General features: G+C 41.6%; 18 protein-coding genes. 12 read left to right on the top strand and 6 right to left on the bottom strand.

The features are described 5' to 3' along the window. Positions 1–5: 5 nt before the first annotated feature. The gene (dusA, locus tag DFP81_RS04860; RefSeq protein ID WP_115896628.1) at positions 6–1,043 is read right to left on the bottom strand and encodes a tRNA dihydrouridine(20/20a) synthase DusA; all 1,038 of its coding nucleotides are present in this window, start codon (positions 1,041–1,043) and stop codon (positions 6–8) included. 579 nt (positions 1,044–1,622) lie between these two features. Beyond that, positions 1,623–1,781 carry a hypothetical protein gene (locus DFP81_RS18195; RefSeq protein ID WP_181903041.1) on the bottom strand — a complete coding sequence of 53 codons (159 nt, stop codon included), beginning with the start codon at positions 1,779–1,781 and terminating at the stop codon, positions 1,623–1,625. On the opposite strand from DFP81_RS18195, the gene DFP81_RS04850 reads away from it, so the two are divergent. The 8 genes from DFP81_RS04850 to DFP81_RS18590 all read left to right on the top strand — a co-directional run bounded on the left by DFP81_RS04850 (position 1,781) and on the right by DFP81_RS18590 (position 6,755). Continuing rightward, entirely contained in the window at positions 1,781–1,990 is a 210-nt protein-coding gene (locus DFP81_RS04850) for a hypothetical protein (protein WP_115896626.1), read from the top strand. The genes DFP81_RS18195 and DFP81_RS04850 overlap by 1 nt on opposite strands. Before the next feature lie 224 nt (positions 1,991–2,214). Then, positions 2,215–2,439: a hypothetical protein gene (locus DFP81_RS04845; protein ID WP_115896625.1), complete on the top strand. Its 225-nt coding sequence runs from the start codon at positions 2,215–2,217 to the stop codon at positions 2,437–2,439. Between the two features lie 11 nt (positions 2,440–2,450). After that, positions 2,451–2,993 (top strand): hypothetical protein, encoded by a 543-nt coding sequence (locus DFP81_RS04840; RefSeq protein WP_115896624.1) that lies wholly within the window; start codon positions 2,451–2,453, stop codon positions 2,991–2,993. Between the two features lie 140 nt (positions 2,994–3,133). After that, on the top strand, positions 3,134–4,078 hold the full coding sequence (locus tag DFP81_RS04835; protein WP_115896623.1) for a hypothetical protein: 945 nt from the start codon (positions 3,134–3,136) through the stop codon (positions 4,076–4,078). Positions 4,079–4,347: 269 nt separating this feature from the next. After that, complete coding sequence (locus DFP81_RS04830; RefSeq protein WP_115896622.1) at positions 4,348–5,211, top strand: hypothetical protein; 864 nt, start codon at positions 4,348–4,350, stop codon at positions 5,209–5,211. A 254-nt stretch (positions 5,212–5,465) separates the two neighbouring features. After that, complete coding sequence (locus DFP81_RS04825; protein ID WP_115896621.1) at positions 5,466–6,254, top strand: outer membrane protein; 789 nt, start codon at positions 5,466–5,468, stop codon at positions 6,252–6,254. 140 nt (positions 6,255–6,394) lie between these two features. Beyond that, positions 6,395–6,673 carry a phage tail protein gene (locus DFP81_RS04820; protein WP_115896620.1) on the top strand — a complete coding sequence of 93 codons (279 nt, stop codon included), beginning with the start codon at positions 6,395–6,397 and terminating at the stop codon, positions 6,671–6,673. Next, positions 6,624–6,755 (top strand): DUF3892 domain-containing protein, encoded by a 132-nt coding sequence (locus DFP81_RS18590; RefSeq protein ID WP_425453661.1) that lies wholly within the window; start codon positions 6,624–6,626, stop codon positions 6,753–6,755. Before DFP81_RS04820 ends, DFP81_RS18590 begins: the two co-directional genes overlap by 50 nt. Before the next feature lie 95 nt (positions 6,756–6,850). Here the strand turns inward: DFP81_RS18590 and DFP81_RS04810 are convergent, their stop codons facing one another. Continuing rightward, the gene (locus DFP81_RS04810) at positions 6,851–7,936 is read right to left on the bottom strand and encodes a PDDEXK-like family protein (RefSeq protein WP_181903040.1); all 1,086 of its coding nucleotides are present in this window, start codon (positions 7,934–7,936) and stop codon (positions 6,851–6,853) included. 417 nt (positions 7,937–8,353) lie between these two features. Here DFP81_RS04810 and DFP81_RS04805 point away from each other — a divergent pair, with 417 nt between their 5' ends. The 4 genes from DFP81_RS04805 (at position 8,354) to DFP81_RS04790 (ending at position 11,590) form a co-directional block, all read left to right on the top strand. Beyond that, positions 8,354–10,477: a methyl-accepting chemotaxis protein gene (locus tag DFP81_RS04805; RefSeq protein ID WP_245959083.1), complete on the top strand. Its 2,124-nt coding sequence runs from the start codon at positions 8,354–8,356 to the stop codon at positions 10,475–10,477. Between the two features lie 267 nt (positions 10,478–10,744). Then, positions 10,745–10,912 (top strand): hypothetical protein, encoded by a 168-nt coding sequence (locus tag DFP81_RS18190; RefSeq protein WP_181903039.1) that lies wholly within the window; start codon positions 10,745–10,747, stop codon positions 10,910–10,912. Then, the gene (locus DFP81_RS04795; protein ID WP_115896616.1) at positions 10,893–11,138 is read left to right on the top strand and encodes a hypothetical protein; all 246 of its coding nucleotides are present in this window, start codon (positions 10,893–10,895) and stop codon (positions 11,136–11,138) included. Before DFP81_RS18190 ends, DFP81_RS04795 begins: the two co-directional genes overlap by 20 nt. Positions 11,139–11,173: 35 nt before the next feature. Then, positions 11,174–11,590 (top strand): hypothetical protein, encoded by a 417-nt coding sequence (locus DFP81_RS04790; RefSeq protein ID WP_115896615.1) that lies wholly within the window; start codon positions 11,174–11,176, stop codon positions 11,588–11,590. Positions 11,591–11,792: 202 nt separating this feature from the next. Here the strand turns inward: DFP81_RS04790 and DFP81_RS04785 are convergent, their stop codons facing one another. The 3 genes from DFP81_RS04785 to DFP81_RS04775 form a co-directional block, all read right to left on the bottom strand. After that, positions 11,793–12,056, bottom strand: coding sequence for a hypothetical protein (locus tag DFP81_RS04785; RefSeq protein WP_115896614.1), 264 nt, complete (start codon positions 12,054–12,056; stop codon positions 11,793–11,795). A gap of 153 nt (positions 12,057–12,209) precedes the next feature. Then, positions 12,210–12,980 carry a tRNA (cytosine(32)/uridine(32)-2'-O)-methyltransferase TrmJ gene (trmJ, locus tag DFP81_RS04780; protein ID WP_115896613.1) on the bottom strand — a complete coding sequence of 257 codons (771 nt, stop codon included), beginning with the start codon at positions 12,978–12,980 and terminating at the stop codon, positions 12,210–12,212. Positions 12,981–13,016: 36 nt separating this feature from the next. Beyond that, positions 13,017–14,315: a J domain-containing protein gene (locus tag DFP81_RS04775; protein ID WP_115896612.1), complete on the bottom strand. Its 1,299-nt coding sequence runs from the start codon at positions 14,313–14,315 to the stop codon at positions 13,017–13,019. Between the last annotated feature and the right edge of the window lie 77 nt (positions 14,316–14,392).

The following is a 14,392-nucleotide window of genomic DNA, read 5'->3' as shown; positions in this document are numbered from 1 at the left end:
TGCTCTTATCCTTTACGTTGATGATTTTGGACCAATTCAATGGCCTCTAATAATACGTCTATCTTTGCGTCAAGTTGATGACCATTTTCTGAAAGATAGCGTCGGAATTGTTTGCCTCCAGGCTCGCCTTGGAAAATACCTAAGATATGACGAGTCAGGTGAGACAGTCGGGCACCTTCAGCCATTCTGCCTTTCATGTGTTCGACAAATTGTTCAAGTGCTTCAAATCGGTTGTTAACTAAAGGCTGCCCACCAAAAAGCTGCTCATCAACTTGGCTGAGTAGCCAAGGGTTGTGATAAGCCTCTCGACCTACCATAACACCATCCACATGGGTGAGTTGCTCTTGGCATTCTTCTATGGTTTTAATGCCGCCATTTATAATGATTTCAAGGTCTGGAAAATCTTGCTTTAACTGATGGACATAATGGTATTTAAGCGGTGGTATTTCGCGGTTTTCTTTCGGACTTAAACCCTGAAGAATAGCCTTACGTGCGTGCACAATAAATGTCTTGGTGCCAGTGGTTGCGATATCGCCAACAAAGTCGCGTACCACACTGTATCCTTCTTGATCATCAATACCAATACGATGCTTGATGGTAACAGGGATGCTACAAGCGTCTTGCATAGCGCGCATGGCGTCTTTTACCTTGTCAGGGTGTTCCATCAAACAAGCGCCAATCATGCTGTTCTGCACACGATCGCTTGGGCAGCCAACGTTTAGATTTACTTCATCAAAGCCTGCTTGTTCGGCAAGTTGTGCGCACTTACTTAAATCCACTGGATTAGAACCGCCAAGTTGCAAAGCAATAGGGTGTTCACATTCATCATAATGTAAAAAGCGTTCTGGGTTGTTGCCATACAACAAAGCCCCAGTGGTCACCATCTCGGTATAAAGTAACGTATTTTTGCTTAACGTACGTGCGAAGACCCGGTAATCACTTGTCGTCCAATCCAACATGGGTGCAATGGAAAAGCGTCGATCAAGTGTGTCCCTTTTTTCAGAAGGGTTCGAGCTTATAATATTTGTAGTTTCATTTAGCATTTATATTGTCATTTTGGGGTGAAATTTGGCTTTTGAGGTAGTCTAGTGCTAACAAAGTGCTAAAAATTATGTTTTAGCACTTATTATGAATTATCACCAAATGTTCAGGTTAAAAAACTGACTCGATTATGTCATAAAATTACAAGGTTATGTATGGCTAGTTATCGTAAATACCTTAAAGAAAGGTGAAACTAATGTGTTGTATCGCCGAGTAGTCAGAATGCATATGCCAATCATGTCATAAACTTACAAGCTCATGTGTGGCGAGTTATCGATAAGACAGAAGAAAGATGGAGCTAGCGTTGTATATGCCCGGATCTCCACTAAAAAGTTAGGGAGAGTCGCTTTTAACGAAAGTGAGGCGCTCAATTCCACAAGTAGCATGATTTTTGGGGCATCGCTCTTGGAGCAATTTATCGAGATAGGCCAAACCCTAAAGGGGCGAATTATGGTAGGTGGTATGCTTAAAGGTGCGGGGAAGCTCTTTAGACCGTTAGACATCGCCCTACAAGGCGCTGGCCCTGCCTCCGTCATATCCCAAGGAACAGCACCGAAATAGGCGTAACCGCAGGCGACATATCAGGGCTTAGGTGGTGCGGCCGCAGGCGGGTTAGCCGGTGCCACTATTGGTGGAATCGTCGGTTCCATATCAGGCGGCATGGTCGGAGGCTCTTTAGGAGAATGGATAGGCGGCTGGTTTAAGGGCGATAAAATCGACCAATCTGCACCAGACGCCATTGTCAAGCCAACAGCTACAAAACAACAACCAAAGCATTACCTTCTCGCCAACCTTTCACCTAACGCCAACAGGCAACCCAGCCTACGACCAACAAGTCAGCGACCAAGTGATAGAACACCTCAAAGCCGAATTTGCCCAAGGCATTATGGGCAACATGGACGTCGCTACAAGGGCTGATGGAAGTTTGACTGATAAGTGGGGGAGTTAGTTAAAGCTTCTGTATGAACAGTGTTAGAGGTCTCATAAAAATAAGAAAATCACTTAATTGTATTAATATAAATGTTGACGACGCCGTCACTTTAGTGCGAAATACTCATTGTGTGTAGGTAACTAGTTTCATCATCTTGGTCTGCTATGTAGCTAGTTGCAATAAGTTTTGCCAGTTTATTTGCACTATATAGTGCATAATAAATTGACTATGGAGTACGTGAAATGAGTAATTTTTTAAGAGGAATGGGGAGTGTTTTTAACCTTTTTCCTGATACAGATTACATGGCGATGGTGCCGGATGAGGGTGAAATGTTGCAACGAGCACGAGCAGATGTAGTACGCTCGATGAAGTCAACTTATCTAAGAACGAAATTAGATTATGGTGTTGATGATGCTACGCTAAAAACTCTTCAACGTGCCAATAAAGCTAAGATTCAAAAAGCGTAAGGGATTGAACGTTGTCAGATAAAGTAAATAGCGATATCGAAGAAGAGGATATTGAGAGCTTTACGAGTTCACCATCAGAGCTTTTGGAAGAAATTGAAGAGGAAGATCCTGTAATAAAGGAGCTTTTGAAAGATGACCCTGCTTTAGAAGGTGCTCTTCTTAACAATCCTAAGAAGTTAAAAGCGTTAATTAAGCTAACCAGAACGGAAATAAGAGCAAGTAACTTCCCTCCAGCAGATGAAATGATAAAAATTGAGTCTGTATATCCAGGATTTATTGAAAGTTATGTGAAATCAAATAAGCAAGAGCAGTCAAATCGAATGATCTTAGCAAAGAAAAGTATGAACTTCACATTGACTGAGAGAATCATCGGGCAAGTTTTTGCTTTCATTATCGTTATGACTTGTATTCTAGGTGGGCTTTATGCAACTTTTAACGAGCACGAAACCTTTGGTGCTACGTTAATTGGCATTAATTTAGTCGGAATTGCGACCACGTTCATTGTTGGACGTTGGCAAAATAAGAAAAGAAATGCTGAAAATTCAGAAGAGTAAACCCGCAGTAGTGGGTTTTTTTATGCCTGTAATTTTTGGTAATCAGATATAAGTTTTGGATCAAATTAAAAATAGATTAGTTTTTCATCTGGCACCAATTTCATGACCCTAATTTCAAATTGTTATATTCTAGAGAAAGCATGAGCTTAATTAAGCGTGGGCCCTTCAAGGTTCCTAAATTAACGGAAGAGCACCCCTTGTATGGGCGACTGCTTGCAAGAGAAGCTGAGAAGCTTGTCTCTCTTCCTGATTTTTCTAAAGACAAAGGACTTTTTATCCTTTCCGATTTTGGAGGCGAGCACAAAGGTGCAGACTTTACAATTTACTCCTTTTTGATTTGCTCTGCTGACAAAAGAATTGCTTTTGAAGAGAAAGCCAAAGAGTTAAGAGTCAAACACGGACTAAATGATCCTTGGAAAGAGTTTGGTTTTAAAGATCTAAACTATGGCCCTATATCTAGATCACTGGAGGAGTTTCTTAGCTTTTCTGACAATTTTATTCATGGTGCTTTGATTACAATTTCTGTGGATCAGAGAATCCCGAGCCTTTTTGGTCTTAATAAAAGAGAGGCTCACGATCAAATTGTAGAACTATTTCGAATGAACGACTTAGGCGAATGGAAAGGTAAGGAGTCAGAAAAAATTCTTCGTGTATGCCACGCAATAAGTGTTTTTATGTCACTTATTGCGTACTCAGGTCAAAAGATATTGTGGTTATGCGATCACGATTCTATAAATGCTGATGGGAAGAAGCGAGACTTTACGCACACACAAAATATATTTGGACGGTGCCTTGCAATGTACAGCGACAATCTTTACGAGATATATGGTTTTGCAAAGCCGTTTAAAAAGGATGCAGGAACGACGGATTTACTTAGCTTGGCAGATTTCTCAGCTGGTATTATGCAAGAGATACTTCAACACGAAGTGTTAAAGAAAAGTGTAGAGCTTTCGGATGAGAAAGCTAGGCTGGCCAGATGGATGGGAACTAAGAGTTCGCTCCTCACTAAAGTGAACTTGGCTTTCATCCAGAAAGATGATGGTGGTTGGGGTGTTCGATCTGTCAACATCCAAGAAAAAATATAACAATCACAATCACTCTGAGTAATTTTATGATGCGCTACAAATGGTCCAGTATTGTGGGCGTTCGAGATTTTCCCCGTTTCTTGATTGGGTAAACGACCACATCACCCGCGTCACAAACTACGCCCAACGCAACTTCTAAACGACAGACAACCAAAGCTTACTTAAGTGGGCTTTGGTTGTGTTTTTCTGGTGGTAATGTCAATAACACCTTAAAGTTGATAATGTGCTGTGTAATATTATACGTCAATAAATGGTTGAGCTTTAGTTATATGAATAAAAAATTAAGTCAAGATGTTTGGTTTAGGCTTAGCTTCTGGGGAGGGTTATTTCTTGGAGGTTTATTGTCGTTACTGTTGACCTTAAATAATGATTTTGAATTTTGCGCTCAATTGACTTGTTACAGCTATTTTTTAGAGTTATTTGCATTACCTATTCATGTAGTAGCTAGTGGGATGGCACTTGCAGCCTTTAGAGCTACTATCTTTAGAAGTGACCAAACAAATACACAGATAGAAGCGGCAATAGTACAGAATAGATTTAAAAATTATATCGATCATAAGAAGGAATTTATGAATCTGCTGGACGCTTTTGAGTCTTCTTACGATGTACAAATAAAAAGTAGGCTTTATTTGTACAAAAATATATTTCCTGAAAATAGTCCAACACGCATGAAATTTGATTCTAAAAATTTGAATAATGATAAATCTTGGATTGACAACTTACTTAAACAATTTAATGAATCTATTAAAGAATTCAAAGGTCTAAATATGAGGATTAGCGTAAATTATAATTCTCCTTCTGATAATGAGATTGCAAGATGGTTATCCAGTTACTTAATACTAATACATCAACTCGATATAAATTTTCCAAGAAGTCAGATGGTTTCTGAAAGTTTTAAAGGTCTGTTCTCTTCTTACGATCATATTAATATGATTCCGCCAAATATAGGGGAAAGTCTTTTGGTTATATCTGCATACTTCAAAGACTTAGCGTCATTTTGTTTACCAAGTAGAATTGAAGGTCTAAAGATTGATGGTATCGTTACAACTGGCGGTAGATTTGATGAAAGATTGAAAGTGTTTATAGATGATCAGAACTTGGATAAAGATAAAAAACACCCCTTAACCTCTTAATCCCAAACCAAACCAAACATCTCCAAGCCCATCCTCCGATGGGCTTTTTCGTTTCTGTCCTTCCATTTTTAACTAAGGAGTAATCATGCGTCAGATGATGTCGCTCGGTGGTTTTGTGTTTTCGCTCAGCGAAGGTGCGCCATACGAGGGTTTTATGTGCATCAAGAAAGTCTATTTAAAATGCTGTTCCAATGATAGCGTTCTCAGTGCTCTAATCTTATAGTATTAATACTAATAAAGGAGTAAGTAACAGTATGAATGATATTTTAAAGCGTTCTATCGTTAGTATGGTTGTCATTGGGTGTGGTAATACGATGGCTTTCGCGGAATCTGATAACAGCGCTGAATCAAACTGGGAAGGTTTTTATGTCGGTCTGTCTTTAGGTATCTTGTCTGGTTCAGCTAGCCCTGATACAGCAATTGAACATGCAGGGTATTTTACAGCGAATTCAACTAGCTCAGATAAAGAACAGATTAACCCTATTTTGCAGCGTAAAGTTGAAGGCAGCAGCGTGGCGGGTTCATTGCTACTGGGATATAACATTCGATCAGGTAATCTTGTTTATGGTGTTGAGGCGGATCTTACTGGCCCAACGTCTGCAATGTCAGAAACAGCTTCCAATGTAGCCTACGATACTGCGCCAAGCTCGACGTTCACAACGAAAACAACGGTCGAAACAGACTTTACTTTTAGTATTCGACCTAAAATCGGTTACATAAATGGCGATTTCTTACTTTATGCTTCTGCAGGACCAACAATAGGGCGTTTCAAGACAACCCATCGTTATACTGACACCTTCTCATCTGGTGTAGATTATCAATTTAAAGATGAAAAAACTTCAGTAGGACTTTCTGTCAGTCTTGGTGCTGAGTACGCAATTTCCGATAGCTGGATGGTTCGTGGTGATTATGTCTACAGTAATTACTCAGATATTCTCGACGGAGAAGGGGATATAGATAATGATGGTGCTACTGACGATATTAATTATGACTCAAGTTTTGTTTCGCAAAATGTTCGTATCTCAGTGATTAAACAGTTTTAACAGCTTCTAAAAGCGTAAAAGTGGTTCAAAGCGTCAGATAAAAGAACAGCCTTTAACCACTTCAAAACCAAACACCCCAAGCCCATCTCTCCGATGGGCTTTTTCGTTTCTGTCCTTCCATTTTTATCTAAGGAGTAATCATGCGTCAGATGATGTCGCTCGGTGGTTTTGTGTTTTCGCTCAGTGAAGGTACGCCATACGAGGGTTTGCAGCGCACTAGCGACGGCGGTTGGGTCGCGGTGGCTTGTTACGGCCAAAAGCCGATGAGCCAAAATACGGGCCAACAGTTGGAAAACATCACGGTCACAGGCTCGTGGTTTCAAGGCCATGGTATAGCGAATCTTAACGACTTACGAGCCTTACAAAACCATAGAGCGCTATTGGGGTTGGCCTATAGCTACGGTAGTCATTTCAACTAATGCGAGCGGAAATAAATACCTTAAAGCGGAAAATGATAGTGAGCAGCCAAATCATTTACTTAGCTTATCTGAATGCCCGTAACAGATTTTGAGTTAGGAGGGAAATATATAATCAGGTAAATATAGCGATTTTTCTCAATAAAAAAGCCCACAGTCGTGGGCTTTTTTAGTAGATAATTAGTGTCTATTCTTTTCGAAACTGTCTAAAAGTTCTAGTTTTTCGATTAATGTTTTTTTTATCTTGTCTTCATTTAAATGTTGTATGCCAGTGCTGTAGCATCGAAAAGTATTTTTTACTTCATTCCATACGTTATCACAATCATCTGTTTTCAGTTTTGAATCGGCTTCACTGCGCATGCTGTCGGTTATCACATCGCTTGCATAATAATGAAACTTAAAACTACAATTTTCTGAAGCTTCAAGAACAAGTACAACATCTGATTCTGTGTTCCAGGAATCGTAGGCAAATCGTATTGCCGGAGAGCCTCCCCAGTTTTGCAATTTTGATGTAACTCTACTATTCAATTGAGAGTTTAAAAATGATAGTAGCTTGTTCTCGTAAGCCTTAATCGACTGCTCTTTGAGTAATTGTGCTTTGTTGAATTGAAATAGGTTGTTTAAGACAAAGCTAATGTTCTCTTCAGGATATGCGGGTTCAGACACAATACTCTCCATATGTAGGATGAATTCACGTAATAGTACAGTCCATTTGTTTAGTGGCTGCTTATAAAATTGCTCGGCAAGCTTTCTTTTGACTGATTTTATAAGGTTTGTATAACTAATCCCGGTCCAATTTTTTGAAATTGGAGGGACGTCACCAGAAGGAGACAGTACAATAAAAAGCGTATTTTTGTCTTTAAATCGTTCTGGATAGTCGTTTTTAACGAAACTTTCATAGTCTTCAAAAGGGTTGTTTTGTTCATGATAAATTTTATTTTCAATCACCATAGCCCAATCCGAGCTTTCTAAAAGCAAATCGATTCGCTTGTTAGATTTAGTCCAGACTTCTCTTTGCGGTTGGGTTTGAAGTAAGGGGCTAAGATATTGATTACCCTTTGGTACAATATCAAGGAATGCCTCTAGTACTAGGGAGCCTAAGCCATGTTCAGCGCTGTCGTTTAGAAAAAAAGCCAAAATATCTGTTGTCGGATTTTCATAATAGCCTTTACTTCCTATGCTAAAAATAGTGGCTTCGGGGGGGGCTACTTTGGGTAATTTTTCTAGATTACTAAAAAAAAACTCTATCTCTTTGTATGTTTGCATCATCCATCCTTATTAATCCAAAGTCTGTATTTTACTCATTATGATGAGTTGTTTGTTTTTTTAACTTATGAAACATACCCATAAAACGCACTGGTTTAAATCACAGCTACTTCTATAGTGTTTTGTTTTAATTGAATATTTCTTTTAAATCGCTCTCTTATGGGGCAAAAAACCGACACATGCTCCAAGATCGATCACCGTCTTCAGCTGTTTGATTTTATAAAATACTGCTTAAAGCCAGAGATAAGGCTGGATCATTCTGGTGCATCCAGTACTGACAGAATATTGCACTAAAGATTGAGGGGCTAAGTTAGCTGGCCGCGTAATTGCATTTTAACAAGCTTCACCATTCGCATTGTTACGATGTAATGCGTCTTCAGCGGAGAAAATTTGCACATGAGTTTAAAAAGCAGTCACATGTCTTTATCACAAAAAGAGCGTAAGTGGTTACCTTGGTTGGGAAGTAATGGACGCCTTTCTCTTTTCAGATCCTGTTATTTAAACAAAAGCATGTACGCTAACGTCGAAAAAACCTTTGAGAACATTGCCGAGACTAGAGTTAGGTTATTGAATAATTGGGTTGACAGTCAATGGTCTCAGTTAGAAGTGTTGTCAGATATTGTTACTGATACTTTTCCAGAAATAGAGGCAGGTGTTTTAGAAGAGCGGCTTAGTATTGTGCCAGATGTGTCTGAATATTTTGTTATTGATCTTCAGGGGCGGGTTGTTAAAAGTACTACGCAGTCGCGACAAGATAAGTCTGATTTACCCGCTAATGCAGTAAAATCAGGCTTGGCGTCTCAATTTCTTCATGGTCCTTATGTTGACCAAAATACTCTGAATATTGGTGCATCCAGCTCCAAATTTCATGATGCTGTTACTCTGATGTTTTATTTGCCTGTTGTACAAAATGGTCTCACTGTCGGTGCTGTTTGTGCTCGTATTCCAAACGACGTGATCGGCGATCTTATTCAGCGCGAAGCGGGTCATATTTATAAAGAGTCGGGTGATAACTATTTGTTTATGGTGAACTCGGTATTTGATCCCAGTATACAGTCAGGGGTCGCACTTTCTCGTTCTCGTTTTGAAGATAACGCCTTTAGTCATGGGGAAAACCTTAAAGGTGGGGTGAATACAAAATTTGGCACAGTAAAAATTCAGCAGCATACGGAGTTTGAGATCCGTTTTACGGACCCAGCCACAAAGGAGCTTCACCCTGGCGTGCGCGAAACCATCGCTAAGGGCGAGAACCTGTTTGTCACTTACCCAGGGTATTCTGATTATCGTCATATTCCAGTGATAGGTAAGGGGGTTACTTTTCAATTAAAAGGCAGTCCCGACACTTGGGGAATGATGTGTGAAGGCGATTTAGAAGAGGTCTATCGACGTCGTTCTATTAATTTGAAACTGATGAAAAGCTATGTGTTTGCCGCGACGGTACCGCTTGTCATCAGTACCGCTTTGCCTGCGTTTACTGCTTTGTCTCCAGTGGTGAGTAATACGCTGTCCTTCGCCAGTTTGGCTTTGGCGGCCTTGTTATTTAATCGGTTAAGTACCCGTAAGATCAGTCAGCGAATGAGTGAAATGACTGAGGTTATACAAACTATTGCAGAAGGTGAGGGGAACTTAAGGCAGCGTCTTGATGATACAAAGCTTGCGCATGATGAAACGGGCGATATGGGGCGCTGGATGAACAGCTTTATCGACAATCTTGATAACACCATGGGGCAAGTTATTTCGGCGAGTCGCAATGTTGAAAAATCGAATGATTTTATGGCGCGAACCAATGAAGAGGCGCGTCAAGCATCCGAATATTTGGAGTCAACAGTCAGTAGTATGCTTGGTGTGTTTAAACAACAAATAACGGATGTGAAAAGTGCTTCTGAGACAGCAGAGGCCTTGAAGAAAGCCATGGATCAAGTTGTTGAAGGCACGCAGTTGAGGTTGGCAGATGCTAAAACAGGGACGCAAGAGATACGTAATGTGGTCAGTGCGACAGCCGAGTCAGTAAAGTCATTGGATCAAAAAACCAACGAGGTGTCCGGCATCATTGGTACCATTTCTGATATCACAAACCAAACGAATTTATTGGCGCTTAATGCGGCCATAGAGGCCGCTCGTGCAGGTGAGCATGGTCGGGGGTTTTCAGTGGTGGCGGATGAGGTGCGTAGTCTTGCTTCAAAAACAGCAATGGCGGCAGAAGAAATACAAGTCATGCTAGAGGGGATTCAACAAGAAACCCGCAGTGCGGTTAGCTTTATGGAAAAAGGTGCTGAAGATGTGGATAAAAACCTTGCAGCAAGCGAGCAAACAACGAACGGAGACAAAGCGCTATATGACTTAGTAGACGCTATTTTTGACGCGATTCTACTGTTAAATGACGGTAATCATAAAAACACCAATACCGTTCAGGATATGGGAGCTGCGACTGAGCAAATGCATCGCTCGATTGCCGCTCTACAGCGCCGCTCATCACGTGTCGGCTTGTCTGCGACTAAGCTAAACTCATTGGTCGGACAATTTCAGGTAACGGATAAGTAGGTGTGATCATCAGGTGATGTTATGTTGTCGTTAGGTCGTTTGATTCAGGTGTAAGCTTGACAAGGAAGAGGGGTGGCTTGCCAAGGCGGAAGGCGAGAGCTGCGATTACTTGTTTGTTGGTTGAATAAAAAGTGATTTTTCTGGTCAATAAATAGACACCCAGACCCTTTTGAAAGTATTGTGTGTGAATAAAGCGCATTTGTATTCTGGTTTCTAGGAATGAAGCTGATTAGAATGATTTATATCAATACGTTCATGGAGGAGTACATGGAGCAATTGAGACAACTACTCACGGATCTAGAGTGTATTTCCCTTCAAGATATTTCTGAGATCCCCGAAGACCAGCAGCATGAGATTGCCCGAGCGATCGAAGAGCTGCAGGATAGACTGGTTACCCTTGAACAGAAGAAAATGAATGTCAGTGCTGTCGACTAGTCGCTATGAAATTGCTTTGTATTTTGCAAAGAAAGAAAAGTTCAATTGGTACAAAGCGAGAGAGTCTTCTTTTAAAGATTATAGCGCCTATGTTGGGCGTGAAATAATGTTGAGTGAGATCAGCGATATTGAGCAGAATTTACAACGTATCTTTGATCGTGAAGTCGAACGGCTGTCTTCATTAAAAGAAGAGGCTTATAGAAGAATTCGCGGCGACTCTCTCTAGTTTAGTGTGCTTAAGAGGGCGCTACAGGAGGGTGTGTGTGCCGTCTAACTAGACTGGTTGCGTGTCTACTGACATTGCTGTTTTTGGTGTCCTGTAGCAGTCACTCGACTCAAAGAGAGGCGCAACCTGGCCTTTTTCTGAGCAGTAATAATCTTCCTGTGTTTATGTCATCGCCTCAGGTTTCCTTTGTCTTGATCACAAAAATACAGGTACCAGTGCAAGAGGGGTTTGATCAAGAAGCTCGCTTGCGCAACACGCTTGCTGTATTGACTGAGATGGCTGCTGAGGTTGGTGCAAACGCCATTATAGTGACAAACGCGGAAGAGTTTGCTGCTGCTTACAATAGGGTGAGTACTGGCACCCACTTCTTAGCCGGAGCTTCCTTCGATTTGTCGCCAGATGCTTTTAAGCATGTTCAGCTTAAGGCGCAAGCCATTTACCTTAACCGCTAAAGTAGTTGAGGGCTTTGTTTCACTTAAATTCATCATTTAAATAAAATATTTACTTTTATTATCAAAGGCGTGTGAACGCGTCATCCAGTAAGTTCGATGTCATTAGTGTAAGAGAAAGGGTTTGCTTGATTAAGTGATAATCCCCCCTTTCTCTTTAGGTCGTTATTTTGCGCTCTAGTATGTCTTTATGGGTGGTTCTGGGCTATTGGCAGACGGTATCAGTTTGACTTAGTAGTGTTGCTGTATAGTGGCAGTGGTAGGTTTTATCCAGCACCGATGCTGTAAATTCTACTCTTTCTCCTTCCGCTTTTTTGTTGGTAATGACGATGTTATCTGGATTGGCGTGTATGGCTGCGCTGGCTTTGTTTTGAAGGCTTTGTTCTGTGGTCAGTGTGTTGTTTATATTAGCGCAACCGCCCAGTAAGCTGGTGGCAGTGAGAAGGGTAGTGATAAAAAGGGTTTTCATTACAATTTTTGCTCCTTAGGGTCCTAGCAGAGGGTTATTGAAACAAAATTATCGCCCTTTAACATTGGCTTTTCAGTGGTTTACGAGAATTTTACTTAAGCACAAAAAAACACAGCTTACGCTGTGTTTTTATTATTGCTAAATAGATTTATTTTAGTTTTTATCGCTGTCTGACTTGGCTTTTTTATCGGGATGATTGTTCGCATCCGTTAGTCCTGCCTCACGTTGAACCGCTGCAAGTACACCGCGTAAAATCCCCAGCTCTTGTTTTTCAGGGCGAGAACGATTGAAGAATCTATGTAGCTTATCTAGTACCTTTCCTGGGTGATTACGGACGATAAAATTGATGCCGTAAAGTGTTTCTTCTAGGTGGTCGTAGAACAAATCCATGTCTTTTTTACGAGGGTATTCTGCCACGTTTTTATCGTATTGGGTTTGGTTCTGGTTCGCCATCCAAATCTCATAAGCGACGATTTGCACGGCTTGAGAGATATTTAATACTGGGTATTCATCGTTGGCATCAATGTAGACTTGGCGATGGCATTGGGCGATTTCTTCATTTAATAAGCCCGTGGTCTCGCGGCCAAAAACGATAGCAACATCGTGTTCTTTGGATTCTGGAATGACGGTTTGAGCACACTCTCGAGCGTTCATGATAGGCAGTTGAAAGGTGCGATGACGTGCACTGGTGCCAATCACAAGGCTACAATCGCCAATGGCTTCCTCAAGGGTGCTTACAATGGTGGCATTTTCAAGCAGGTCGACAGCGCCAGCGGCGCGGCTGGTTGCTTCATCTGATGGGTAATCGTTAGGGTCTACCAAATATAAATTGGTGAGCCCCATGTTTTTCATGGCACGGGCAATGGCGCCAACATTTCCAGGGTGAAAGGTATTGATTAAAACAATCCGGATGTTACTCAGCATGGGCGTTTAATTACTCAGTGTTTGATCGTCTTGGTGTTAGTTTCTCAGTGTGAGCGATTGCTCTGTACTGGCAAATTCTACATCGTTCAAGACGACTTGGTTGGTGTCGTTGAATAGGAATTGATTACAGGCCTGATGATACAGGGATCCGGTCTCCAACACCAATCGATAACGGCCTCTAGGGATAAAGTTAGCGGCGTAGGCTTGCCCGGCGCGCAAATAAATAGAGAACGGCGGCAGCCCATCGTAAGACTGAAACTGCAAAATGCTGGTTTGTTGTAATTGGTTGAGGATCCGCAGCCGACTGTGGCCTGTTGCGCTACCCATTAGTTGGCCGTGTCTTGGGGCTATTCCTGGCTGTCCAATACATCCTGTTTCGAGGGCGTTCTGGGCAGAGCCAAAGCCTATGTCTTGTGCTTGAACCCAGCCACTAATGCCTTGATAGCGTACGGTTAACCAATCGCCTTGTTCTTTGATACCTTGCAAGTCTACTAGGGCGGGAATGCTAATAAGCTGTTTTGTGTTGGTGTCTGGTTCGGCAAACAGTTTGGTGTTGACTAGGGTGTAATTTATGCCGCTGCGATACTGTGGATACAAGCCTGAAATGTAGGGCGTTGTGTGGCTTTCTGGTGAGTTACTTTGTGCTGAATCTTGCCAATATAGCGTGGCGTAAATACCGGCTGCAAAACAGGCTAAATAAGTGACAGTGCGAAAGGCGGCTTTGGCGGCATGCAAGCGAATCGGTTTTTTGACCGAGTAGTGTGCTGATGGTGCAGGTTCGTCAACAAAATTGTCATAAGGGGGGATGTCAAACTGGGTGAAGGGTGCAGCATCCTCTGGTTGCCTCTCTTTGTGCTCTTCTGAGTGAAAGCCCTTTGATGAAAAGCCTTTTGAGGCTTTAAAGGCTTCTTCATATAGGGCTTTAACACGTTTTTCATTAAAAGTATTTCTGGCGTTTTTAATGGCTTCATTGCGTGTTTTTTCTTGCTGGGCGCTGTTACGCTTCATTTCCTCGTAAGCTTGTTGCCGCTCTTTAATAAAGGCGGCTTGTTCCTTATCTGAAGAAGATGAATAGTGAGCGTATCTTGGTGCGTGTGTCGCGCTGGCTTGAGTAAACTGATAGGGCTTCCAATTCGTATTGGGAGTATTGGTTTTAATGGCGTCTAACACATTTTGATAGGCTGCTTGCAGACGCTGGAAATGCTCCGTGGTATCAATGCCAGGGTTTTTGTCTGGATGATAGAGTCTTGCCAAGCGGCGAAAAGCCGTTTTCGCTTCATGGGCGCTGGCGTGAGTTGGAATCTCTAGTAGTCGGTAATCGTCTATAAGGCTCATGCTATCCTAGAAAATAAGCGTGTGGGCAAAAAAAGCAGCCGTTAGCATTATGCATGATTTGTAAGCTTCGACAAAGT

The sequence above is a fragment of the Marinomonas pollencensis genome, assembly GCF_003387375.1.
In the GTDB taxonomy this organism is placed as follows: Bacteria; Pseudomonadota; Gammaproteobacteria; order Pseudomonadales; family Marinomonadaceae; genus Marinomonas; species Marinomonas pollencensis.
This window is presented reverse-complemented; position numbering and strand designations above follow the sequence as displayed.

Excerpts from the sequence above, each read along its gene's own strand:
- dusA (WP_115896628.1), bottom strand. The coding sequence starts at position 1,043 with ATGCTAAATGAAACTACAAATATTATAAGCTCGAACCCTTCTGAAAAA.
- DFP81_RS18195 (WP_181903041.1), bottom strand. The coding sequence starts at position 1,781 with ATGGCGTCTGGTGCAGATTGGTCGATTTTATCGCCCTTAAACCAGCCG.
- DFP81_RS04845 (WP_115896625.1), top strand. The coding sequence starts at position 2,215 with ATGAGTAATTTTTTAAGAGGAATGGGGAGTGTTTTTAACCTTTTTCCT.
- DFP81_RS04835 (WP_115896623.1), top strand. The coding sequence starts at position 3,134 with ATGAGCTTAATTAAGCGTGGGCCCTTCAAGGTTCCTAAATTAACGGAA.
- DFP81_RS04830 (WP_115896622.1), top strand. The coding sequence starts at position 4,348 with ATGAATAAAAAATTAAGTCAAGATGTTTGGTTTAGGCTTAGCTTCTGG.
- DFP81_RS04825 (WP_115896621.1), top strand. The coding sequence starts at position 5,466 with ATGAATGATATTTTAAAGCGTTCTATCGTTAGTATGGTTGTCATTGGG.
- DFP81_RS04820 (WP_115896620.1), top strand. The coding sequence starts at position 6,395 with ATGCGTCAGATGATGTCGCTCGGTGGTTTTGTGTTTTCGCTCAGTGAA.
- DFP81_RS04810 (WP_181903040.1), bottom strand. The coding sequence starts at position 7,936 with ATGCAAACATACAAAGAGATAGAGTTTTTTTTTAGTAATCTAGAAAAA.
- DFP81_RS04805 (WP_245959083.1), top strand. The coding sequence starts at position 8,354 with ATGTCTTTATCACAAAAAGAGCGTAAGTGGTTACCTTGGTTGGGAAGT.
- DFP81_RS18190 (WP_181903039.1), top strand. The coding sequence starts at position 10,745 with ATGGAGCAATTGAGACAACTACTCACGGATCTAGAGTGTATTTCCCTT.
- DFP81_RS04795 (WP_115896616.1), top strand. The coding sequence starts at position 10,893 with ATGTCAGTGCTGTCGACTAGTCGCTATGAAATTGCTTTGTATTTTGCA.
- DFP81_RS04785 (WP_115896614.1), bottom strand. The coding sequence starts at position 12,056 with ATGAAAACCCTTTTTATCACTACCCTTCTCACTGCCACCAGCTTACTG.
- trmJ (WP_115896613.1), bottom strand. The coding sequence starts at position 12,980 with ATGCTGAGTAACATCCGGATTGTTTTAATCAATACCTTTCACCCTGGA.
- DFP81_RS04775 (WP_115896612.1), bottom strand. The coding sequence starts at position 14,315 with ATGAGCCTTATAGACGATTACCGACTACTAGAGATTCCAACTCACGCC.